Genomic DNA, 22,218 nt, shown 5'->3' on the forward strand with positions numbered 1-22,218 from the left:
TGTTTCAGATTCCAAACATATCTGTAAAAATTATCCTATTTCCTGTGCTGTCTGTCAAGTTTATCAGCTATATTTTACAACTCTTTTCCGGTTGCTTTTGTGATATCCTTCTTTGTAAATGCTCCAGGCAGCAACTCTTCCAATGTAAATATCTTATAATCATCCGGTGTGTTCACAAGAATCACCTGAAATGTTTCCGGATCACAAAACTCTGCCATGACCTGCCGGCATACCCCACATGGATAAAGATAGTCATCTGCGTCCCCGTTGATCGCAATCGCAGTAAATTCTTTTTGCCCTTCTGATACAGCTTTAAAAAAAGCTGTCCGCTCTGCACAGTTTGTCGGTGTATAGGCAGCATTTTCTATATTACATCCCCGGTATATTTTTCCATCTTTTGTAAGCAGGGCAGCTCCTACCCTGAAATGTGAATACGGTGTATAAGCAAATTCTTTTGCCGCTATTGATTCCTGTGCCAGTTTCTTTATATCCATTTTTGTTTCCTCTCTTTAAATGTGTTAAGTCATCTGTTTATATTTTACCTGAAAAACTCTTTCATGAAAAGTTTTTTTAGAAAACTCTTGTGTCATAAGAAATACTTATGATATGATAAGTAAAAATACTTTAATGTTATAAAGTAATAAATCAAAAAATACGGAGGATTATTATGACTGCCAATCGTTTCTGCGAAATTACCCCGGAATTACAGCATCTGTCAAAGCTCAGCGAACAGTGTGCCAGAATTGATCCTGCTCTCTATACAAAATACGATGTTAAACGTGGTCTGCGCGATATTAATGGTAAAGGTGTTTTAGTCGGTCTTACAGAAATATCTGATGTCTGTTCCACAAAAATGATCGACGGTGAAATGCGCCCGGCAGATGGTGAACTTTATTACCGTGGTTACAATGTCAAAGATATTATTGACGGCACATCGGAAAACAGCCACTTTGGTTTCGAAGAATGTACTTATCTGCTTCTTTTTGGAAAACTTCCCACCAAAACAGAACTGATGGAATTTACAAAAATGCTCAGTGAATACCGTACGCTTCCTACCAGTTTTGTCCGCGATATTATCATGAAAGCTCCAAGCAAAGATATGATGAATACGCTTGCAAGGAGTGTTCTTACGCTCTATTCCTATGACGATCTTGCTGATGATATATCGCTTCCAAATGTACTGCGGCAATGTTTACAGCTTATCAGCCTGTTTCCGCTTCTTTCCGTATATGGTTATCAGGCTTATAAACATTATCATGATGGTGCAAGCCTTTTTATTCATCCACCAAAAGCCGAATATTCCACTGCAGAAAACATTCTGCATATTCTGCGTCCGGACAGCCAGTTTACACCTTTAGAGGCAAAACTTTTAGATACAGCGCTGATTCTTCATATGGAGCACGGAGGTGGAAATAACTCCACTTTTACCACACATCTGGTATCTTCATCCGGAACAGATACTTATTCTGTGATCGCCGCTTCCTTAGGTTCCTTAAAAGGTCCAAAGCACGGTGGTGCCAACATCAAAGTTGTCCGCATGTTTGAAGACATGAAAGCAAACCTCTCCGACTGGAATGACGAAGAGGAAATCAGCCGCTATCTGAGAGCTTTATTACATAAAGAGGCTTTTGACCATGCCGGTCTGATCTATGGTATGGGGCATGCGGTATATTCTCTTTCTGATCCTCGTGCACGCATTTTCCGTTCATTTGTAGAAAAACTGTCTGCCGAAAAAGGCTATGAAAAAGAATTCGCTCTCTATGATGCTGTATCACGATTAGCACCAAAGATCATCGCAGATGAACGTCAGATCTATAAAGGTGTCAGTCCAAATGTCGATTTTTATAGCGGCTTTGCTTACAGTATGTTAGGACTTCCAGTGGAACTTTATACTCCGATCTTTGCGATTGCCAGGATTGCCGGATGGAGTGCCCACCGTCTTGAAGAAGTTGCCATCAACGGTAAGATCATGCGTCCTGCTTATAAAAATATTGGTGAACATAAAGAATATATTCCAATGGAAAAACGCTGACCGGAAAGTCAGCGTTTTTCTCAATTCTGCTATTTTTCTATTGGAAGCTCAAACCAGAATGTTGATCCACATCCGGGGGTGCTCTCCACACCATATCTGGCATGATGAAGTTCCAGAATATTTTTTACGATGGAAAGGCCCAGACCCGTTCCCATTACAGCGCGCCTGTGTGTTTTATCCACTTTATAATAGCGATCCCACACATAAGGAAGTGCATCTTCTGCAATACCTTCTCCGCTGTCTGTCACTTCTATCCGAACATAATCCTGTAAAATTTTCTGACGCACCCACACTGTTTTATCTTTTCCGGTATAATTGACCGCATTGTTGATCAGATTATAGATCACCTGATATATCTTGTATTCATCCGCCTTTACCAGAACTTTTCTGTCATATTCAAAATGTATGCAGTAACCATCCTGCTCTTTCAGTTTATTATAGCGTTCAAGAACAGATTCGATACTTTCCGTCAGATTGTATTCGGTATCATTTTTTTCCATAACACCAGCCTGAAGTTTTGATATATCAAGCATGTCATTTACAAGGTTTGTCAGTCGTCCGGCTTCATCGATCACCACCTGGACGTTTTCCGGTGTGTTTTCTCCCGGAAGGTCCCGCATCACCTCTGCATAGGCAATGATCATCGTAAGAGGCGTTCTTAAATCATGTGATACGTTTGCAATCAATTCCCTCCGCAGAGACTCATTTTTGCCAAGTTCTTTCGCTGTTGCATTGAGCGTATCTGAAAGTTCTGCTACTTCACGATAATCTTTTCCATCAAAACGTACATCAAAATCTCCCTTTGCAAGTGCTTTCGCTGACTCATTGATCCGGATCAGTGACTTTGATATCTGCCTGGATAACAAAAGAGCAATTCCAAGTGAAAGCAAAATCATAATAACCGTGATCCATACCAGCTCAATACGCAGTGTATTGACTGTTGCATCCACCGGTGTCAGTTGTGTATTGACCATCAGAATATATTCCTGACCTTTACACTCCACTGCTTTCACATAGATCACACTCTTAATGCGCTCCTGTCCCCGTTTTTGTAAAAAGCCATGAAAAACACGTTCATTTCCGTTTTCGGTTCCATCTTCTGTGGCAGGTTCTAACGGTTCTTTTTCATCCCTCAGTAAATCTTCTTCTACATTTTCAGGTTTTTTCATGTTATCATCCCAGAACTCCGGGTTGATCCCACCTTCGTATTCTACCTTAAATATACCGCCATGTTCTTTTGCCTGTTCATAATAATATTGTATCTGCTCTGACGGCATATCTGTGAGTCTTGAATTTACAATATACTCTGCGCTGTATATTTCATTCCCCTGTATATCTGTTACATATACCGCCATGTTATTTTTGGCTGCAATATCATGGATCATGGTATCTTTATCTTCTTCGTCTGATGTTAATATTCCTGCAGCCACTGATGTAACCTGTTCTGCTTCCCTGCTTTTGATCATGGTATAAAATGAATCCAGATAACAGATCTGGATCAGCCATAATACAACAAGAAGTATTCCTGTAAATATGAGCAGATAAGTAAATACCCTCCACTTAATACTGATTTTTTCATGCTTCAAACCGGTATCCCACCCCTCTTAGTGTCACTAAAAATTTGCGGTATTCCCCAAGGCTGCTCCTCAAAAGTTTGATATGGGTATCTAATGTTCTGTCATCTCCATAATAATCATATCCCCATACCTCTGTGATCAGCTTCTCACGATCAAGTGCAATATTACGGTTTCTCACCAGATAAAACAAAAGTTCATATTCTTTTGGTGACATTTCGACACGTTTTCCGTCTACGGTCACAGTCCGTCCCGTAAAATCAATAATCAGACCTTCCGCCTGAAAAATTTCATGTCCGTTTCTTACATCTTTTTTATTGTTTCTGCTGATCACAACTTTCACACGCATCATCAGTTCACGTGGAGAAAACGGTTTTACCACATAATCATCGATTCCAAGTTCAAATCCGTGAATCTTGTCATATTCTTCACCGCGTGCCGATAGCATAATAACAGGAATTTCTTTGAATTTGCGGATTTCCCGGCAGGTTGAAAACCCATCCAGTTCCGGCATCATTACATCTAGTATGATCAGGTCAAAATCTTCTTTCCGGCAAATTTCGACTGCTTCCATCCCATCATGTGCCTCTGTGATCTCATACCCTTCAAATTCTCCATATTTCCGGATGATCGCACGGATCTTATCTTCATCGTCTACAACTAAAATGCGTTCCATAACGTCTCATTTCCTCCCACAAACTGACTTTTTTCTGTTCATTACTATAACCGGCTTATGTGACGGCTGTGTGACTATCATCTGTATCTTGTGAAAATATGCTCTCCTATGAACGTCTTAAATGTGCAGGAACTTTTCCCGTGCAGTCTTTAAGCTGTTCTGGAACCATAAAAATGACCCAAGAAAGATCACAAGTTCTGCCAAAGTCAGCTTTCCTAAGAAATTCGTAAGTTCATTGATGATACCAACCAGTCCGACTAGGGCAACGATTCCTCCGAACAACGCCTCTCTCCAGTAAATAAATGCTATAAATCCTGCTGTATCTTTACATTTTTTCATCTCTTCTTCTGCAATTACCATGGCATTGATCCTGCCACTTTTTTTCATCTGAAGTGAAGATACTACCATATAGATCCCAAAAAGCAGAATTACCGCATCAAATACAACCATTACTTTCATTTTAAACCTCCAGCATAAATCTTTGTATTTCGACTTTTTTGTCTCATGTTTTTTATTATAAACGCAATACAAAATTGGCGCAACCAGACGTTTTAATTTGTTTTTTTACATAAAATCCCATATTTTCGGTCAAGAAACATTGAACTCTTGCGCCGATTAGTGTAAAATAAAAACAACATACTTATAGAAGGGGGCAAAAAACCATGAAATTTGATGACACAAAAATTCTCATCAGTGACGATTCTATTTTAGCAAGAAAACAGTTAAAGGATATCCTCTCCCAGTTTGGCACACCAACATTTTTAGAGGCTGCAAACGGACAGGATGCTATTGATATTTACAAAAAAGAATCCCCTTCGCTTGTATTTCTTGACATCGTTATGCCGATCAAAGATGGCAATGCTGTCATACATGAGATTACTGATTTTGATCCAGATGCTACTATCATTATTGTCTCTTCTGTCGGTACGCAGTCCCAGCTCCGCGAAGCCATTGAGGCAGGTGCCAGTGATTTTATCCAGAAACCGATCAATGCGGATCAGATCGAACATATTATTACTTCAAGATTTGAAGGGAGATAGACATGTACGCTCAATTTTTCGGAAACTACTTATTATCACACGGAATCACAAAAGAACAGTTAATGCATGCTATGCAGGAAGCAAATTCTGAGCATCCGAAATTAGGAACTCTCGCCATGCATGCAGGATATATGTCAGCCAGTGAAGTGGACCGCGTAATCATCATGCAGACACATGAAGATAAACGTTTCGGCGAACTTGCCATCCGCGAGGGCTATCTGACAGAAGCACAGGTTACAGAGTTACTGCAGACACAGAATCCTAACTTCTTACTTCTTGGTCAGGCATTATTAAATGATGGTGTTATTAATAATGAGCAGCTTCAGTCTCTTATCATCGGTTATCAGTCAGATAATGAACTTTATGATGCAGATATGTCCGCAGAGACAAAGGATATCGTAAACCACCTTGTAGAAAATTTCTTTGTCGTTGCAGAACGTCAGCTTTCACCTGGTGAACTTTCTTTCCTGCATCTTTTGTTTAACGATCTCGTTCGTTTTATCGGAGATGATTTTTCACCAGTTCGTCCTGAACTTTGTAAAGAATATCCGACAAACTATTGTATCAGCCAGCAGATCAACGGTAAGTTTTCCATCCGTACTTATATTGACATGCCGGAAAGTACATGTATTGCATTTGCATCCCGTTATGTTGATGAAGATTTCAACAGTTTTGATGAATATGTACAGTCCTCTCTTGAAGATTTCTTAAATCTTCATAATGGTCTGTTCAACGTTAATATGTCAAACGAACAGGGGCTTGAACTGCAGCTTGATGTTCCAAATGTTGTGACAGATGAATTGATCACATTTGAACATGAAGCATATCTGTTACCGGTTGTTTATTCTTTCGGAACGATTCATTTTATCTTTGAACTGATTCACAACGAATTATAAATTTCATTATGATAAAAAAACGACTGTGCAAAACACAGTCGTTTTTTTGATGAAAATAGAATGTTTGCGGAATGAACATTCTATTTTCTGTTATCTGCTTATTTATTATATTCCAAGGAACTGTTTTACAACCTCTGGCATCTCTTCCACTTCACATACAGTCTTATGGCGAACCTCGGCACTGCGGATTTCCTCGATTGCCTGTGGAATTTTTACATTGCCGATCCTGCTTAATTCATCCACCAGCTCAAACTCAGATAAAGAATCATATTTTGGATCAATCGCATCCATAACGCTTCTGCTGAATTTAAACGGACTTGCTGTTGATGCGATCACGGTCTTGGTATCTGTGTCATTCGTATCTTTTTTATATTTATGATATACAGATGCAGCAACTGCTGTATGTGTATCAATCACATAACCTGTTTTCTCATACAGATCACGGATGGTATCTGCTGTCTCTTTCTCGCTCGCATAATTTCCGTAGAAATCAGCAAGTTTCTCTTTCATTTCCGGTGTGATCTCGTACTTGCCGGTTGTATTTAATTCTTTCATCAGTGCAGCATTCTTCACAGCATCCTCACCTGCAATACGATAGATCAGACGTTCAAGGTTGCTTGAGATCAGAATATCCATAGATGGAGAACTTGTCAGCATAAATTCGCGGTTCTTATCATAGGTACCGGTAGAGAAGAAATCATAAAGGACTTTATTCTCATTTGAAGCACAAATCAGTTTTGCTACCGGAATGCCCATATTTTTTGCATAAAACGCTGCCAGGATATTTCCAAAGTTACCGGTAGGAACCACAATATTGATCTTCTCATCTTTTGCAATCACACCGTTTGCATATAATTTTGCATATGCATATACATAGTATGCAATCTGTGGTACCAGACGTCCGATATTGATAGAGTTTGCAGATGAAAACTGATAACCTGCAGCGTCCATCTCCTCTGCAAATTCTGCATCAGAAAACATTTTCTTAACACCGGTCTGTGCCTGGTCAAAATTGCCATGGATACCAACAACAAAAGTATTATCACCTTTCTGTGTTACCATCTGCTTTTCCTGTACCGGGCTGACGCCATTCTTTGGATAAAATACAATGATCTTGGTTCCCTTTACATCTGCAAAGCCTGCCAATGCTGCCTTTCCGGTATCACCGGATGTAGCGGTCAGGATCACGATATCATTTTTGACATTATTCTTTCTTGCTGCAGTGATCAGAAGATGTGGCAGAATGGATAATGCCATATCTTTAAAAGCGATCGTCGGACCATGGAACAATTCAAGATAATACGCACCATCTGCGTCCACTAACGGTGCGATTTCTTCTGTATCAAACTTACTGTCATAGGCAGCATTAATACAGTTTTTCAGCTCTTCTTCTGTATAATCTGTCAGAAACAGTCTGAGTACTTCATAGGCAGTCTCCTGATAAGTCATCTTAGAAAGTTCTTCCATGCTTACATCCAAAGACGGGATCTCAGTCGGTACATATAAACCGCCATCATTTGCCAGTCCTTTTAAAATTGCCTGTGATGCTGTCACTTTTTCATTTGCGTCTCTTGTGCTTGCATACATTAATTCCATTTTCTTCGTCCTCTTATCTTTTTATTCATCGTAATTAAGTTTGGGATTTCCAATACCTTCCAGTATTATATCAATACTTTTTAGTATTATATAGGAAATGATTGCTTCATGTCAATGCTTTAACGTATGAAAATATTATTTTACAAAAATCGCATCATCTTGCAACCTTTCCGGAAACATGATATGCTGATTACATCTCATCAATGCATCATAACAACTTTAACCGCAGAATGGAGATTTTTATGTTAAAAGGAGTTTTTCCTGCTACAAAAATAGATGGAACCATCTACTATCGTTCCAGCATCAATTATTCCGGCAAACACATCAGTCTTGGAAGTTTTTCATCAGAAGATACAGCTCATCTGGCTTATAAGGAAGCATCACAGGCTCTTTCTGACTCAGTCATAACCATTGACAATGTCTACTCATACAAAACAACTCTTCCATATGAAAAAATCATCATTTTGCTTAATTTTCGTGATAATGGACTCTATTTTAAAAATCCGATCTATCTCCGTAAAGGATATTTCAGTTATTTCCTTTCAGAACATGAAGAATTAAAATTTGACATTGACGATCTTTTTTATTATTCCAGTCACAAGATCCAGAAACGGCAGGGACACCTTTTTGTCAGTGATTACGGGATGCAGTATTCCATTCTGTCACGCTATGGGATACGTCCATATGCAGTTGCCGGCAGGGATTATCAGTTTGTCAACGGGGACCCATCGGACTATCGTTATGCTAACATCCTTGTGATTAACCGTTTTCACGGTGTCGCTCGTTATATGGTAAAAGGAATTACCAAATATCGTGCTACGATACATATTAATGGCAACTATATCGTCGGAACCTATTCTAGTGAGGAAAAAGCTGCTATTGCATATAACAAGGCTGCAGACCTCGCAAAAGCCGCCGGAATCCAAAAAGATTTTCCTGAAAATTATATTGATACACTTTCACCAAAAGAATATGCGGAAATTTATACAAAAATAAAGCTGTCTGAACGTTATCTTTCTTATCTAAAAAACTCTGGCACAATATGATCTTTGACGCATAGCCTGACTGAAAATGTCAAGTTGTGCTCGCCTGTTTTCAAAATCACGTTATTGTATATTTGTCTAAAAAGTAGTACAATAAACACAAATGTTTTGATGAATTACCATTCCTACTGAATAACTATACATAAAGGGAGACATATTTATGAGCCAAACCACTTTCAGCGATCTTGAACGAAATAATAAAACCTGTATGTATGCTCATCTGATTGATTCGAGTATCATGACACTGTTTTGTATTTTGCAGGTGCTTTCCGGACTTCAGACCTGGGGTTATATTCTTATCATTATGATTCTCGGTTTTGCACCTGTCATTGCAGAATTTTATTTCTGGAACAAATCACATGAATCAGCCGCGATCAAACATCTCGTTGCGATCGGTTTTGCTGTTTTTTACAGTTTTGCACTTTTTACTGCCACAAACGGTCTGGTTTTTTTATTCGTTATTCCAATGATTTTAATTATTTCCGTTTATAACGATGTAAAATATTCTCTTATGGTCAACGCCGGAACCACGATTGAAAGTCTTATTGTCGTAATTGTAGGTTCTCAGAATGGAAAATTTGGTTATTCCGGACAGGACAATGCTGTAATCCAGGTCGTCATTATGATTATGGTCGGTATTTATTCTTACTATACTTCACAGACTTTAAACCTCAATATGACACAGAAAATCAAACGTGCCGAGGAATCCCAGACACAGTCAGAGAAATTACTGACAAACCTGTCTGAATTATCAGATCATGTTAATCAGGAAATCAACAGTATCCATCAGGAACTTGATAAATTAAGCACCGCAGCCCAGACAACCCAGCATGCCATGCAGGAAGTATCCAGCGGTACAGCAGATGCAACAGAAGCAGTTAGGGAACAGGGTGTGCAGACAAAATCCATTCAGGATAAAATTGTGGTTGTCAATGATGTAACACAGCAGATCAGTGAAAATATGCAGCACACGTTAGACATCGTAACAGAAGGAAGTAATTCCATGCACCTTCTTGCCAGCCAGGTAGATACTTCTGTTGAAAACAGCGTGGAAGCTGCCGCAAAGTTAGAAACATTAAATCATTATATGGAAGAAATGCATTCTATCGTAGAATTGATCGGCGGGATTACATCCCAGACCAGCCTTCTCGCACTAAACGCAAGTATTGAAGCTGCAAGAGCCGGAGAAGCAGGAAAAGGGTTCTCTGTTGTTGCCACCGAAATCACAGGAATGGCTTCACAGACAAAGGATGCGACCATAAAGATAACTGAGTTGATCAATAATGTTACTTCTGCTATCAATGAAGTTGTTACTGTGATACAGCAGATGATTGGCGGTATCAATCAGGAAAAAGAAAGTGCGCAAAATACTGCAGACAGCTTCTCTTCCATTCATGAAAATACACTTTCCATTCAAAATGGTATACAGAACCTGACCACAAGCACCTCAGAATTAAAAGATGCAAATCAGGTTATTTCTGATTCCGTCCAGACACTTTCTGCAATATCAGAAGAACTGACTGCACATGCACACGAGACGTTAGAAGCCGAAAGTAAAAACACAGATATACTTGATAATATTGCTTCAAAAATGCAGGAACTCGTAACATTTACCCAAAAACAGTTTTAAATTTATTGAAAAAAATACATCTGACAACCGGAGTATTGTTGTCAGATGTATTTTTTTGATAAATTGCTATTTCCATCTGTCTGCTTTACAAAACTGTCATTTCTATATATTTTCTACTGCATCGCGAAGTTCATCTGCCATACTCTGCACGCAGGATGTCTGTGACGAAATCTCCTCCGATGTTGCAGCAATCGTTGCTACTTTCTCGTTCATTTCATTAATATTCTCAATCAGATCTTTGATCGAATCAATGCTTGCATTAATCTTAGGAATGATCTCTTCTGCTTTCGCATCATTTTCAACGATCAGATTTTTTGTCGAATCAGACAATTCACGTATTTCGCTTGCAACTACTGCAAATCCGCGTCCCGCTTCTCCTGCCCGTGCCGCCTCTATGGAAGCATTCAGTGAAAGAAGATTTGTCTGTCCTGCGATCGAGGAAATATCCTCATTACTAGCCTTATAAATATTAATAAAATCAGATATCGTTGCCAAAGAGCTGTTTAACTGCTGACAGAAATTGGAAATTTCCTGTATATGCTGTGCAAGAGTTGTCGCCTCGTTTGCTGACGTCTCATTGGCAGCACCCAGCTGATCAATATTATCGCTCAAAGATACAAACTGTTCTGTAATGCCGGCAAGTTTCTGATTATGAATCTCTTGTTTTTGCTGTTCCTCCTCCATAAGATTCTGGATCTTTTCTTTTTCATTTTCTGCAACACTCTTAACATAATGTACACAGTTTTCTTTTACATTCACATGATTATAGATTGCCTTTGCCATATTGCGGCAGGATGAATAGCCACAGGACTCACAGTTAATTTTTTGGCTGGCTGCATCCGTCTTATTCATGGATGTAAAGATCTCCTGAATTTCATGCTCGGAAGGCTCTTTAATAACAACATTCTTATTTGTATATTTACGCACGAAATCATTGATATCCAGATCTGCAAATGCTTTCATCAGATTTGCGAGGCGTTCATTTTCCGGCACGGAGTCATCCCATGGAGAACCATTCTTTCCTTTTTTCCAAAACAGTCCCTTTTTCGTTTCTGTCCTGTCGGAAGCTCTGTTTCGCATATCACTTAACGTCAGCATAACATCATCCGTATTGCGTTCCGGTTCTGTAGCTGTTCCGTAGATGCATCCTTTCGAACAGTTTAAAATATCGACCATAAATGGCTGTCTCCTGTTTGTTCTGATACGTTCTAAGTACTCATGCAGGTAGCGATAAGCCTCCTCTTCGCCCTCTACCTGTCTTACCACCTGTTCTTTTCCAAGAAAATGCTCTACATTCTCTCTGAGTCCACCCGGCATCGGATAAAGCGCACCCATCCCATATTCCAGTTCGTCCTCATATTCCTTACAGCCCTGATATTTATTTCCAATCGTTTCAAAAAGCTTTTTAAATGTCACATTATATTTTACATAGCCATAGCAATTTGGATCTGTAATCTCTGTCTTCTTTGCGATACAAGGACTGATAAATGCAAGTTCATCATCACATTTTAAATATTTTTTTATGTAAATTGCCATACACATCATCGGACTATGAATCGGCATCATTTTCGGCAGTAATTCCGGAATATATTTTTCCACATAATTGACAACTGCCGGACATGGCTGGGAAATGCCACCCAGGAACTGATGTTCTGTAATATATTTTAAATATCCCCATGTCGTGATATCTGCACCGAAAGAAACACTGTAAATATGATTTACACCTTTTTCCTTCAGATATCCAAGTACCTTTTTATACTCATGCGGATAATTTGCCAAAAATGCAGGAGCTAAAATAACAGAAATCTTTTTTCCTGCTTCTAATGCTGTAAAAAATGATTTTGTGTCATCCTGATATTCTCTGGCATTATGCTCACATGCATCAAAACATGCCCCACATGCAATACATTTTTCAGAGTCAACTGTTACCTTTCCTGCATCTGTTGCAACATTGGCGATCAGCACCGGACAATCTCTTACACATTTGTTGCATCCGGTACAATTATCATTTGCGTAAATAAGTTCCATTTTGTCCACCCACTTTGTATAATTTTCATAAAAAATATATTGTTATAGTGATATTTTATCATATTTTTGTGTTAATAACAATTTTTATCACTTATTTTTTTGAATGTTTATAAAATAATATACAAAAGAACAGACCGCTTTGAGCAGCCTGTTCTTTTGTTCTTCTAATTGTACTTAAATTAAAGAATAATCTTCTTCGGACATTTCTGTGCACAGATACCACATCCGACACATTTTTCCTGATCAATATATGCTACATTGTCAATGACATGTACGGCATCCTTCGGACAGTTCTTCTCACAGAGATGACATCCGATACATCCAACGGAACATGCCTTCATTACATTCTTGCCGACATCCTTAGAACTACACTGAACAATATGTTTTGCAGAGTAAGGAACCAGCTCGATTAAGTGTTTCGGGCAGGCAGCTACACATTTACCACAAGCCTTACATGCCTCTTTGTCAACTAATGCAATGCCGTCTACGATATGGATCGCATCAAATGGACATGCTTTCACACAGGAACCATATCCCAAGCAGCCATAGTTACATGCTTTGGGTCCACCGTTTGGAACAAATGCCATAGATGCACAGTCCTCATTACCGGTGTACTCATAGTCTTTCTGTGTCTTATCACAGGTACCTGCACATTTTACGAAAGCAACTTTTTTCTCACCTGCACCTGCATCTACACCCATGATTGCACCGATCTTAGCTGCAACCGGAGCTCCGCCGACCGGACACTGGTTGACTGGTGCTTCACCTTTTGCGATCGCTGCAGCAAGTCCGGAACATCCGGCATAACCACAACCACCACAGTTATTTCCTGGAAGTTCGCCTAAAATAGCAACTTCCTTCTCATCAACTTCTACTTTGAATTTTTCTCCGGAAATACCAAGGAAAAATCCAATCAAGATACCTACGCCGCCCACAACAAGGGCTGCAACTAATATTGCTGTAACGTTCATCTTATTTTTCCTCCTAAATCATTCCTGAGAATCCCATAAACGCGATAGACATCAAAGCTGCTGTGATCAGAACGATCGCAGTACCCTGAAATGGTTTTGGAATATCATTGTATTCAATTTTTTCACGCAGACCCGCCATCAGAACGATCGCGATCAGGAATCCGAATGCAGTTGCAAAACCATTTACAACACTCTCTAAGATTCCATATTCTTTTGTAACGTTTGTTAATGCAACACCTAATACGGCACAGTTTGTAGTGATAAGAGGAAGGTATACACCTAAACTCTGATACAATGCCGGCATTGATTTCTTTAAGAACATCTCAACAAACTGTACTAATGCTGCGATAACAAGAATAAATACGATCGTCTGTAAATAAGTAAGATCGATCCCCTTGCTCATCAGATAGCTGTTTGCAAGAATAAATTTATAGATCAGTGCTGTTACAAACGAGGAAATCGTGATAACGAACACAACTGCACCGCCCATTCCGGCTGCTGTCTCTGTTTTCTTGGAAACTCCTAAGAACGGACAGATACCAAGGAACTGACTTAATACAACGTTATTTACAATCGCAGAACCGATTGCAATCAAAAGTAATTCTTTCATCTGTACCTATCCTCCTACTCTTCTTTTCCGGCAGCATCTGCTTTTACAGTTGCTTTACCGCTGCAGTGTGCAGCCTGGCTGCAGCCGGAGCAGTCGCCGCTCAAGCATCCTGCAGGCTCTGCTAACGGTTTTCCTTTTGCTTCCATCTTCGCTCTTACAATGTTCATAATAGCAACCAGACAGGACAATACTAAGAATGCACCAGGAGCCATAACGAAAATTGTGATCGGTGTAAACCATTTTAAGGATAAGATCTGGAATCCGAAGATCTGACCTGCTCCTAAAAGTTCACGGATCAAACCGATGCAGGTAAGACCAAATGTAAATCCAAGTCCCATACCAATACCATCAAACATAGACGGGATTACCGGGTTCTTAGAAGCATAGCTTTCTGCACGTCCAAGGATGATACAGTTTACTACGATAAGAGGAATATATACACCTAAAGACTCGGAAAGGCTTGGTGTATATGCCTGCATGATAAACTGAACCATGGTAACAAGTGATGCAACGATTACGATGAATGCCGGCATACGGACACCATCCGGGATCACTTTACGGAATGCTGAAATCAGCATATTGGATAAAATAAGTACCACTGTTGTGGAAAGTCCCATACCAAGTCCGTTGACTGCTGAGGAAGTAACCGCCAATGTCGGACACATACCAAGCATCAGAACGAAGGTAGGATTCTCCTTGATAATACCGTTATATAAACGTTCTACATTCTTGTTCATTAATTTGTACCTCCCGCTAAAACATTCTGGAAGTATGTCAGGCAGGCATTTACACCGTTAGCCATAGCTTTTGATGTAATGGTAGAACCTGAAATTGCTTCGATCTCGTTGTCGGCTGACGGAGCTGACTTAACAACGGTAAAGGAATCTACTTTTTTGTTTTCAAACTGACCGTAGAAATCTTCTTCCTGCGCCTTCATACCAAGACCAGGTGTCTCAGAAATAGATGTGATGGAATAACCATTTACAGTTCCATCATTCTGGATACCTACGGAGAATGTGATAGATCCCTGACTTCCGTCCTTTGCGGTTACCGTAAATACATAACCAAGTGTATTTTCGGATGCATCCTGTGCTGCAACTACTGTCTCGATCTCATCGGAATATCCGTTTTCATCTAACAGAGCCTGTGCTGCGTCTGCATCAAAATCTGCATAATCTGTAAAATGATCTGCATCTGTAAATACCTGTTTGTAGGCATTCTGTGTTTTTTCTTCATTTACCTTGTCAATTGAAGGTTTTGTGACACCGTACACAACTCCAAGTAAAAGTCCAAGTACGATTGTAAAAGCAAATAAAATTAATGCGTCATGAACGATCTTCTTATTCATCTTATTTGCCTCCTTCCTGCTTTTTGGCTTCTTTTACCATGCCAAATGCTCTCGGAACTGTATATTTCTCGATCATCGGAACTAAGATATTGCTTAAGATGATTGCAAAAGAAACACCTTCTGCATTTGCACCAAAGCAACGGAACAGTCCGGTAAAGATACCACAGCAGATACCAAAGATGATCTGTCCCATTGGTGTGATCGGTGAAGTAACATAATCAGTAGCCATAAAGAATGCACCAAGCATGAGACCACCACCGCAGAGCTGTGCTGTAATATAAGTCCAGTCAGCACCATGTCCGCTGAAAAGAAGCATGAAAACAACAAATGTTATAATATAGCTTGCCGGGATTCTAAGATCGATCACTCCCATTAAAATCAGGAAGATCGCACCGATCAAAATAGCGATTGCAGAAGTCTCACCGATTGTTCCGGCAGTACGTCCGATCAGCATATCCATGGTATTTACTGCATCCCCGTTTCTCATTGCCGCAAGCGGTGTTGCTCCGGTATAAGAATCAATCGTAAAGTTTGTCATGTTCGCTGCAAATGCGATCAGAAGGAAACATCTTGCACCCAGTGCAGGGTTCATGAAGTTCTGTCCGAGGCCGCCGAACATACATTTTACAACAATAATTGCAAATACACCGCCAAGAACTGCTTCCCACCATGGAAGTGTAGCCGGGAGGTTCAATGCTAAAAGTAATCCTGTCACAACAGCACTCAGATCATTGATCGTCTGTTTTTTATGTACGATCTTGTTAAAGATCCACTCTGATGCAACACAGGATGCGATTGTTACTAAAATTAAAATCAGTGCTCTGTATCCAAAGTTATAGATACCAAATAAAGTTGTCGGAAGCAATGCAATAATTACATAAAGCATGATTCTTTCCGTTGTATCTTTGGAACGCACATGTGGTGATGATGAAACATGATATAAATCACTCACAGGAATCCACCTCTTTCTTCAGTTTTAAAATTTTATTTAATATTGTGAAAACACATTTTCCGAAAATCTCTGCGAATCATGCTTTCATTATTTCTTGTTGCGTTTTGCAGCAAGGACCTGTTTCTTCATGGTCTTAATGGACTGTGCAAGCTGTCTCTTCGCCGGGCATGCAAAACTGCAGCTGCCGCACTCCACACACTCTAATCCATGCCATTTTTCAAATTCTTCGGAAAGTCCCTTATCTGAGAACTTTGCAAGTCTTGACGGGATCAACTGCTCCGGGCATGCCTCCACACAACGTCCGCAGTTGATACATGCTGTCTGTAATTTCTCTGCTGCTGCAACCTCATCCTGTGACATACATAACAGGGAAGATGATGTCTTTGTGGTCGGAACGTCTAATCCGAACATTGCAAATCCCATCATCGGGCCACCGGAAATGATCTTTTCAGGCTGTACTTTAAATCCACCAGCCGCATCAACGAGTTCCTGATAACTCGTACCGATGTTATATAAAAAGTTGCCAGGATGCTCGATCGCATCACCAGTGATCGTAGAGATACGGTTTGTTACCGGTTTGCCAAGTTTGACAGCATTGTAAATTGCAATGATCGTCTCAACATTGTCTACGATACAGCCAGCATCTGCCGGAAGCATTTTAGAATTGATAGAACGTCCTGTTACCGCGTAAATCAGCTGACGCTCACCACCCTGCGGATACTTTGTCTCTAACGGACAAACCTCGATACGCGGCTCATCTTTTACAAGTTCCTGCAGTTTTTCGATACAATCCGGTTTGTTATTCTCAATACCGAATACACCTTTTGCTTTGTCAAAAATCTGAAGGATGATCTTCATACCACCGATCAGTTCTTCCGGATTTTCTAGCATTCTCCGGTAATCTGCCGTCAGATACGGTTCACACTCTGCACAGTTTGCAATAATGTACTCAATTTTCTCCGGTTCTTTCGGTGATAATTTTACATGAGTCGGGAAACCTGCACCACCCATGCCGACAACACCGGCTTCTTTTACTTTATCAATGATCTCTTCTTTTGATAAAGCAGTTACATCTTCACACGGTGTATAAGAAACCTCTTCGAACGCTCCGTCGTTTTCGATCACGATGGAATTGACCATATCGCCAACTGCCACACGACGCGGTTCAATAGCTTTTACAGTACCGGAAGCAGATGCATAAATTGGAGACGATACAAAACCGCCCGCTTCTGCGATTTTCTGTCCCTTTAATACTCTGTCGCCTTTCGCCACTATCGGACTTGCAGGTGCTCCGATATGCTGTGATAACGGATACACCAGGTCGCCCTTGGGTAAAACTTCCACAATTGGCGCATCCTTTGCTAATTCCTTGCCTTCGTAAGGATGGACGCCGCCTTTAAATGTCTTTAAACCCATTTTTCGTGCCCCACTTTCTCTTAATTGTATTCTATTCTATGATATAGCTCATAGAACATTTATCCTATAGATTATACCACAAAATGATACATATTACATCTGTTCCTTGTATTTTTTTTAGTACCTTTTGACAAAATTTTCACAATTATTGAGATAATTCCACCAATTAAGAGTAATTCCATTTTCCTTATATATATGATAAAATTGCAGTAATCCAATGAATTTACCTGCCATAAATGGCAGTACATATAGGGAATACACATGCGCAGAAAAAGCGCAGGAATGGAGACTTTTATGAAATACTGGCACGAAGAAATGCCTTTTACATTAAACGATTCGCTGACAGAACAGATATTTACAGAAAAATCTCTTTTTTTTGATATAGAGACAACCGGATTTTCAGCTGCCCGCACATCACTCTATCTGATCGGATGTGCTGCGCGGAAGAAAAATCTGTTGATTGTCGATCAGTTTTTTGCAGAAACTCCAGCAGATGAATCGGATGTGCTGCATGCATTTTTAGATTATCTGAAAAATTTTGATACGATCATCACATTTAACGGAATCGGTTTTGATATTCCGTACCTGACAAACAAATGCCAGAAATACAAAATTTCCGCACCATTTTCTTCCTATGAATATGTTGATATTTATAAAATGATCTCCGGCTTCCGTTTTCTTTTTGCCCTGCCTGATCTCAAGCAGAAAACAGTGGAACAATTCATCGGTTTAAACCGCCAAGATATGTATAACGGCGGCGAACTGATCAAAGTATATCAAGAATATCAGAAAAATCCCGATGAGAAACTTATCTCTCTTTTAAAACAGCACAATTATGAGGATGTTATCGATATGCCAAAACTTCTCTCTGTCCTGTCCTACGTAAAACTGTTTGACGGGGCATTTACCGTAACATCCATCAATGCAAATGAATATGTCTCTTATGACGGCAGACCATGCAGGGAGCTTCTCTTTTCTCTGCAAAACGATTTTTCGGTTCCTAAACGTGTTTCCTGTCATTATGAGGATTTCCATCTAGTGGTCGATACAGACCAGACAACACTCTGTGTCCGCTTATATACAGGAGAGCTTAAATATTTTCTTTCTGATTATAAAAACTACTGGTATCTGCCCGAGGAGGATCTCGCTATCCCTTCAAGCCTTGCTGCATCGATTCCAAAAGAACGCAGGAAAAAGGCTACCGCAGGAACCTGTTATGAAAAAAGGAATGCCATTTTTCTTCCCCAGTATCAGGAAATCGTAAAACCGGCATTCCGGCATATGTTTAAAGATAAGAAAAGCTACTTTGAACTTACAGAAGATTTTGCTGTTTCCAAAGAAATGCAAAGAGAATATTGTCTGCATGTACTGCAGTTTATCTGCAATAAAAAAATGTAGTCTTTACAAAAACCAATAAAAATCTTATCAAAAAACAGGAAGTCTGAAATATGACTTCCTGTTTTTCATCTCAGAGACTCTGATGTCTCTTATCTTTCTTATATATCTTTTACTGTTTTTCAAAGAAAAACGATGTATGTCTGTCAAATCCAAGTTCTCTGTAATTCATGATCTGCTCTGTGCTTCCAATAAAAAGCACGCCACCAGGCTGGAGAGCTTTATGGAATTTCTGATAGATCACATCTTTTGCCTCTTCTGTAAAATAAATAACCACATTACGGCAAACGATCAGATTGCAGCCACTTGGATAAGGATCTTTTAGCAGATCATGTTTCTTAAATTCCACTCTTTTTTTGATCTCATCTGAAATCTGATAGGAAGAACCAACTTTTGTGAAATATTTTTTCTTAAGGTCATCCGGTACGGAAGCGATACTCTTTTCATTGTACAGCCCCATTCTTGCTGTATCGAGCACCTGATTGTCAATATCTGTCGCAATGATCTTAATATTAGTAAGCGGCACCTGTCTTGAAAGAGCCATGACAAGTGAATATGGCTCATCTCCTGTCGAACAGGCTGCACTCCAGATTTTCAGGTTTTTACCAAATTTTTTAATCAGTGCCGGAAATACCTCTCCCTCTAATATCTTCCACTGATCCGGATTACGGTAAAACTCAGAAACATTGATCGTCAGGAAATTGATAAACTGATCAAATTTCTCTTTATCCTTCTTAATCAGGGCTACATAATCATTGTATGTCTTGACATTGTTCTTGGTGATCAGCGTATTAATACGACGACGCATCTGTTTTTCCTTGTAAGAATTCAGATCGATTCCTGCAAGCTGTAAAATATCTTTTTTAAACTTTTCATAATTATCGGTTTCAAGCATAATCTACTTTCCTCCTGTTTCCTTTTGCACAAAAGTTCTGTAAAAACAGATTTACTTTCATGCCATATCAAAAATAGGCTTTACACATTCTGTGAAAGCCTATTTTTATCCATATTACTGTATACGGAATTTAGTTCTCTTCTGCTGCAACTGCATCGATATCGACATCTGCAACATCAGCATCTTCTGACTCATTTGTCTCAGGAGCAAGTAATGCTTTGATGGAAAGACTGATCTTCTTCTCGTCCTCGTTGAAATCAACGATCTTAGCTTCAATCTCCTGACCTACTTTTAATACATCAGATGGTTTCTCAATATGCTCTTTTGCAATCTGGGAAACATGCAGTAATGCGTCAACACCCGGAGCAAGCTCTACGAATGCACCAAAGTCTGTCATTCTTGCCACTTTTCCTTTTACAACGTTTCCAACCGCATATTTCTCTGCAGCACCATTCCATGGATTCTCAGCCGGGAATTTCATGCTGAGTGCAATCTTTGTCTCATTAATGTCTTTGATGAATACACGTACATGATCACCAACATTAAATACTTTCTTAGGACTTTCTACTCTGCCCCAGGACATCTCAGAGATGTGAAGCAGACCGTCAGCTCCGCCAAGATCAATAAATGCACCGAAGTCTGTTACATTTTTAACAGTTCCTTCCATAACATCACCGACTTTGATCTTTGCAAAAAGTTCTTTCTGCTGCTCTAATTTCTTAGCAACTAAAAGCTGTTTTCTGTCACCGATGATTCTTCTGCGTTTTGGATTAAACTCACTGATTACAAATTCGATATCCTGATCTTTGTACTTGGATAAATCTTTCTCGTAAGTATCAGATACAAGGCTTGCCGGGATAAATACTCTTGTCTCATCCACGATAACGCAAAGACCACCATCTAATACCTGTGCTACTTTTGCTGTTAATACTTCTTTGTTTTCAAAAGCCTCTTCTAATCTCTTGCTGCCTTTTTCTGCTGCAAGACGTTTGTATGTGAGTAATACCTGTCCCTCACCGTCGTTTACCTTAAGAACCTTTGCTTCCATGGTGTCGCCGACAGATACCAGTGTTGTTAAATCAACGTTAGCTTCATTCGTATATTCATTACGAGTAATGATTCCGTCTGATTTGTAGCCGATATTTAATACGATCTCATCAGGTTTTACATCGATAACGGTACCTTCAACTACCTCTCCATTTCTTATTGTTTTAAATGATTCCTCCAGCATTTGTTCAAAGCTCATTTCTGACATTCTTTTGAACCTCCTCAATAATTTTGTTTGGGGTAGAAGCCCCTGCGGTAATACCTACGTTATCGATGGACTCAAAACATGTGACATCCAAATCTTTTACAGTTTGTATATAGTAAGTATTGTTGCATTCGTTTTTACATATTTCAAACAACTTCTGCGTATTGGAACTATTTCTGCCCCCTATGACAATCATGGCGTCCACATCACGGGCAATCTTTGCTGCCTCAGTCTGTCTTTCCTCGGTGGCATTGCAGATTGTATTTAAAACAATTATATCATAACCTTTTTTATTTATAATTTCAACTAATTCTTGAAATTTATTGTAATTAAATGTCGTTTGTGCTACAATACATACCTTTTTCCCAGATTCTGCCTGATATTTTTCTGCTTCTTCCGGGGTTGAGATCACAGCCGTATGCGGATCAAGCGACCAGCTTTTGATTCCTTTCACCTCAGGATGTTTTTCATTTCCAATAATTACAATCTGTGCTCCATCGGTACTGTATTTTTCCACAAGGCGGTGTATCTTTAACACAAACGGACAGGTTGCATCCACAAGTGTATAACCCAATTCTTTTATTTTCCCGGATATTCCCTTTTCCACTCCATGTGCACGAATGATAACTGTTCCACCCTGCGGTGCCCTCTCTTCAAGTTCTTCAACGCTCTCTAAAACAGTCACTCCTTTTTCTTCCAGGTCATGCACCACTTCTTCGTTGTGAATGATCGGGCCAAACGTATAGATCGGCTGATTTTTGTTGATACTCTTTTCTAACTGCTCATATACGGTATCGACTGCACGCTTCACGCCAAAACAAAAACCCGCACTTTTTGCCAATGTTACTTTCATATTTTCAGATT

Annotated in this window: 21 protein-coding genes; 6 read left to right on the plus strand and 15 right to left on the minus strand. The window is 39.6% G+C overall.

Features of this window, described 5'->3' with window-relative positions; all coding sequences use genetic code 11:
- Positions 1-74 precede the first annotated feature (74 nt).
- Positions 75-494: a cytidine deaminase gene (locus DW650_RS01365; RefSeq protein ID WP_117920895.1), complete on the minus strand. Its 420-nt coding sequence runs from the start codon at positions 492-494 to the stop codon at positions 75-77.
- Positions 495-667: 173 nt separating this feature from the next.
- Between DW650_RS01365 and DW650_RS01370 the strand changes: the two genes are divergently transcribed.
- Positions 668-2,032 (plus strand): citrate/2-methylcitrate synthase, encoded by a 1,365-nt coding sequence (locus DW650_RS01370; RefSeq protein ID WP_117920896.1) that lies wholly within the window; start codon positions 668-670, stop codon positions 2,030-2,032.
- Between the two features lie 29 nt (positions 2,033-2,061).
- Here the strand turns inward: DW650_RS01370 and DW650_RS01375 are convergent, their stop codons facing one another.
- The 3 genes from DW650_RS01375 to DW650_RS01385 all read right to left on the minus strand — a co-directional run bounded on the left by DW650_RS01375 (position 2,062) and on the right by DW650_RS01385 (position 4,741).
- Entirely contained in the window at positions 2,062-3,618 is a 1,557-nt protein-coding gene (locus DW650_RS01375; RefSeq protein WP_118208884.1) for a sensor histidine kinase, read from the minus strand.
- Positions 3,608-4,282, minus strand: coding sequence for a response regulator transcription factor (locus tag DW650_RS01380; protein WP_117920898.1), 675 nt, complete (start codon positions 4,280-4,282; stop codon positions 3,608-3,610). The genes DW650_RS01375 and DW650_RS01380 overlap by 11 nt, the downstream gene beginning before the upstream one ends.
- A 117-nt stretch (positions 4,283-4,399) precedes the next feature.
- Complete coding sequence (locus DW650_RS01385; protein WP_117920899.1) at positions 4,400-4,741, minus strand: hypothetical protein; 342 nt, start codon at positions 4,739-4,741, stop codon at positions 4,400-4,402.
- A 203-nt stretch (positions 4,742-4,944) separates the two neighbouring features.
- Between DW650_RS01385 and DW650_RS01390 the strand changes: the two genes are divergently transcribed.
- Together DW650_RS01390 and DW650_RS01395 are read left to right on the plus strand one after the other, a co-directional pair.
- Positions 4,945-5,322: a response regulator gene (locus tag DW650_RS01390; RefSeq protein ID WP_006858027.1), complete on the plus strand. Its 378-nt coding sequence runs from the start codon at positions 4,945-4,947 to the stop codon at positions 5,320-5,322.
- Positions 5,323-5,324: 2 nt separating this feature from the next.
- A complete protein-coding gene (locus DW650_RS01395; protein ID WP_117920900.1) occupies positions 5,325-6,218 on the plus strand; it encodes a chemotaxis protein CheX in 894 nt (297 codons plus the stop codon).
- A 105-nt stretch (positions 6,219-6,323) separates the two neighbouring features.
- Here DW650_RS01395 and thrC read toward each other — a convergent pair whose 3' ends face one another.
- Complete coding sequence (thrC, locus tag DW650_RS01400; protein WP_118208885.1) at positions 6,324-7,814, minus strand: threonine synthase; 1,491 nt, start codon at positions 7,812-7,814, stop codon at positions 6,324-6,326.
- 242 nt (positions 7,815-8,056) lie between these two features.
- Here thrC and DW650_RS01405 point away from each other — a divergent pair, with 242 nt between their 5' ends.
- Complete coding sequence (locus DW650_RS01405; RefSeq protein ID WP_117920902.1) at positions 8,057-8,860, plus strand: hypothetical protein; 804 nt, start codon at positions 8,057-8,059, stop codon at positions 8,858-8,860.
- Positions 8,861-9,017: 157 nt separating this feature from the next.
- The gene (locus DW650_RS01410) at positions 9,018-10,487 is read left to right on the plus strand and encodes a methyl-accepting chemotaxis protein (RefSeq protein WP_118208886.1); all 1,470 of its coding nucleotides are present in this window, start codon (positions 9,018-9,020) and stop codon (positions 10,485-10,487) included.
- A gap of 102 nt (positions 10,488-10,589) precedes the next feature.
- Here DW650_RS01410 and DW650_RS01415 read toward each other — a convergent pair whose 3' ends face one another.
- The 7 genes from DW650_RS01415 to rsxC all read right to left on the minus strand — a co-directional run bounded on the left by DW650_RS01415 (position 10,590) and on the right by rsxC (position 17,812).
- Complete coding sequence (locus tag DW650_RS01415; RefSeq protein ID WP_118208887.1) at positions 10,590-12,515, minus strand: [Fe-Fe] hydrogenase large subunit C-terminal domain-containing protein; 1,926 nt, start codon at positions 12,513-12,515, stop codon at positions 10,590-10,592.
- A 179-nt stretch (positions 12,516-12,694) separates the two neighbouring features.
- Positions 12,695-13,486 (minus strand): RnfABCDGE type electron transport complex subunit B, encoded by a 792-nt coding sequence (locus DW650_RS01420; protein ID WP_118208888.1) that lies wholly within the window; start codon positions 13,484-13,486, stop codon positions 12,695-12,697.
- Positions 13,487-13,499: 13 nt separating this feature from the next.
- Positions 13,500-14,096: an electron transport complex protein RnfA gene (locus DW650_RS01425; protein WP_006858034.1), complete on the minus strand. Its 597-nt coding sequence runs from the start codon at positions 14,094-14,096 to the stop codon at positions 13,500-13,502.
- Between the two features lie 14 nt (positions 14,097-14,110).
- On the minus strand, positions 14,111-14,833 hold the full coding sequence (gene rsxE / locus DW650_RS01430; RefSeq protein ID WP_117920906.1) for an electron transport complex subunit RsxE: 723 nt from the start codon (positions 14,831-14,833) through the stop codon (positions 14,111-14,113).
- Positions 14,833-15,444: an RnfABCDGE type electron transport complex subunit G gene (locus DW650_RS01435; RefSeq protein ID WP_006858036.1), complete on the minus strand. Its 612-nt coding sequence runs from the start codon at positions 15,442-15,444 to the stop codon at positions 14,833-14,835. The genes rsxE and DW650_RS01435 overlap by 1 nt, the downstream gene beginning before the upstream one ends.
- A gap of 1 nt (position 15,445) precedes the next feature.
- The gene (locus DW650_RS01440; RefSeq protein ID WP_117920907.1) at positions 15,446-16,396 is read right to left on the minus strand and encodes an RnfABCDGE type electron transport complex subunit D; all 951 of its coding nucleotides are present in this window, start codon (positions 16,394-16,396) and stop codon (positions 15,446-15,448) included.
- An 87-nt stretch (positions 16,397-16,483) separates the two neighbouring features.
- On the minus strand, positions 16,484-17,812 hold the full coding sequence (rsxC, locus tag DW650_RS01445; RefSeq protein WP_118208889.1) for an electron transport complex subunit RsxC: 1,329 nt from the start codon (positions 17,810-17,812) through the stop codon (positions 16,484-16,486).
- Between the two features lie 294 nt (positions 17,813-18,106).
- Here rsxC and DW650_RS01450 point away from each other — a divergent pair, with 294 nt between their 5' ends.
- The gene (locus DW650_RS01450; protein ID WP_118209034.1) at positions 18,107-19,210 is read left to right on the plus strand and encodes a ribonuclease H-like domain-containing protein; all 1,104 of its coding nucleotides are present in this window, start codon (positions 18,107-18,109) and stop codon (positions 19,208-19,210) included.
- 109 nt (positions 19,211-19,319) lie between these two features.
- On the opposite strand, the gene DW650_RS01455 is transcribed toward DW650_RS01450, so the two are convergent.
- From DW650_RS01455 to ispH, 3 genes are all read right to left on the minus strand, one after another.
- Complete coding sequence (locus DW650_RS01455; protein ID WP_117920909.1) at positions 19,320-20,102, minus strand: CheR family methyltransferase; 783 nt, start codon at positions 20,100-20,102, stop codon at positions 19,320-19,322.
- A 130-nt stretch (positions 20,103-20,232) separates the two neighbouring features.
- A complete protein-coding gene (rpsA, locus tag DW650_RS01460; protein WP_117920910.1) occupies positions 20,233-21,357 on the minus strand; it encodes a 30S ribosomal protein S1 in 1,125 nt (374 codons plus the stop codon).
- Positions 21,338-22,207, minus strand: a complete 870-nt coding sequence (ispH, locus tag DW650_RS01465; RefSeq protein ID WP_118208890.1) for a 4-hydroxy-3-methylbut-2-enyl diphosphate reductase — start codon at positions 22,205-22,207, stop codon at positions 21,338-21,340. The genes rpsA and ispH overlap by 20 nt, the downstream gene beginning before the upstream one ends.
- Between the last annotated feature and the right edge of the window lie 11 nt (positions 22,208-22,218).

Source organism: Roseburia sp. AM23-20 (assembly GCF_003470905.1).
Classification (GTDB): domain Bacteria; phylum Bacillota; class Clostridia; order Lachnospirales; family Lachnospiraceae; genus Roseburia; species Roseburia rectibacter.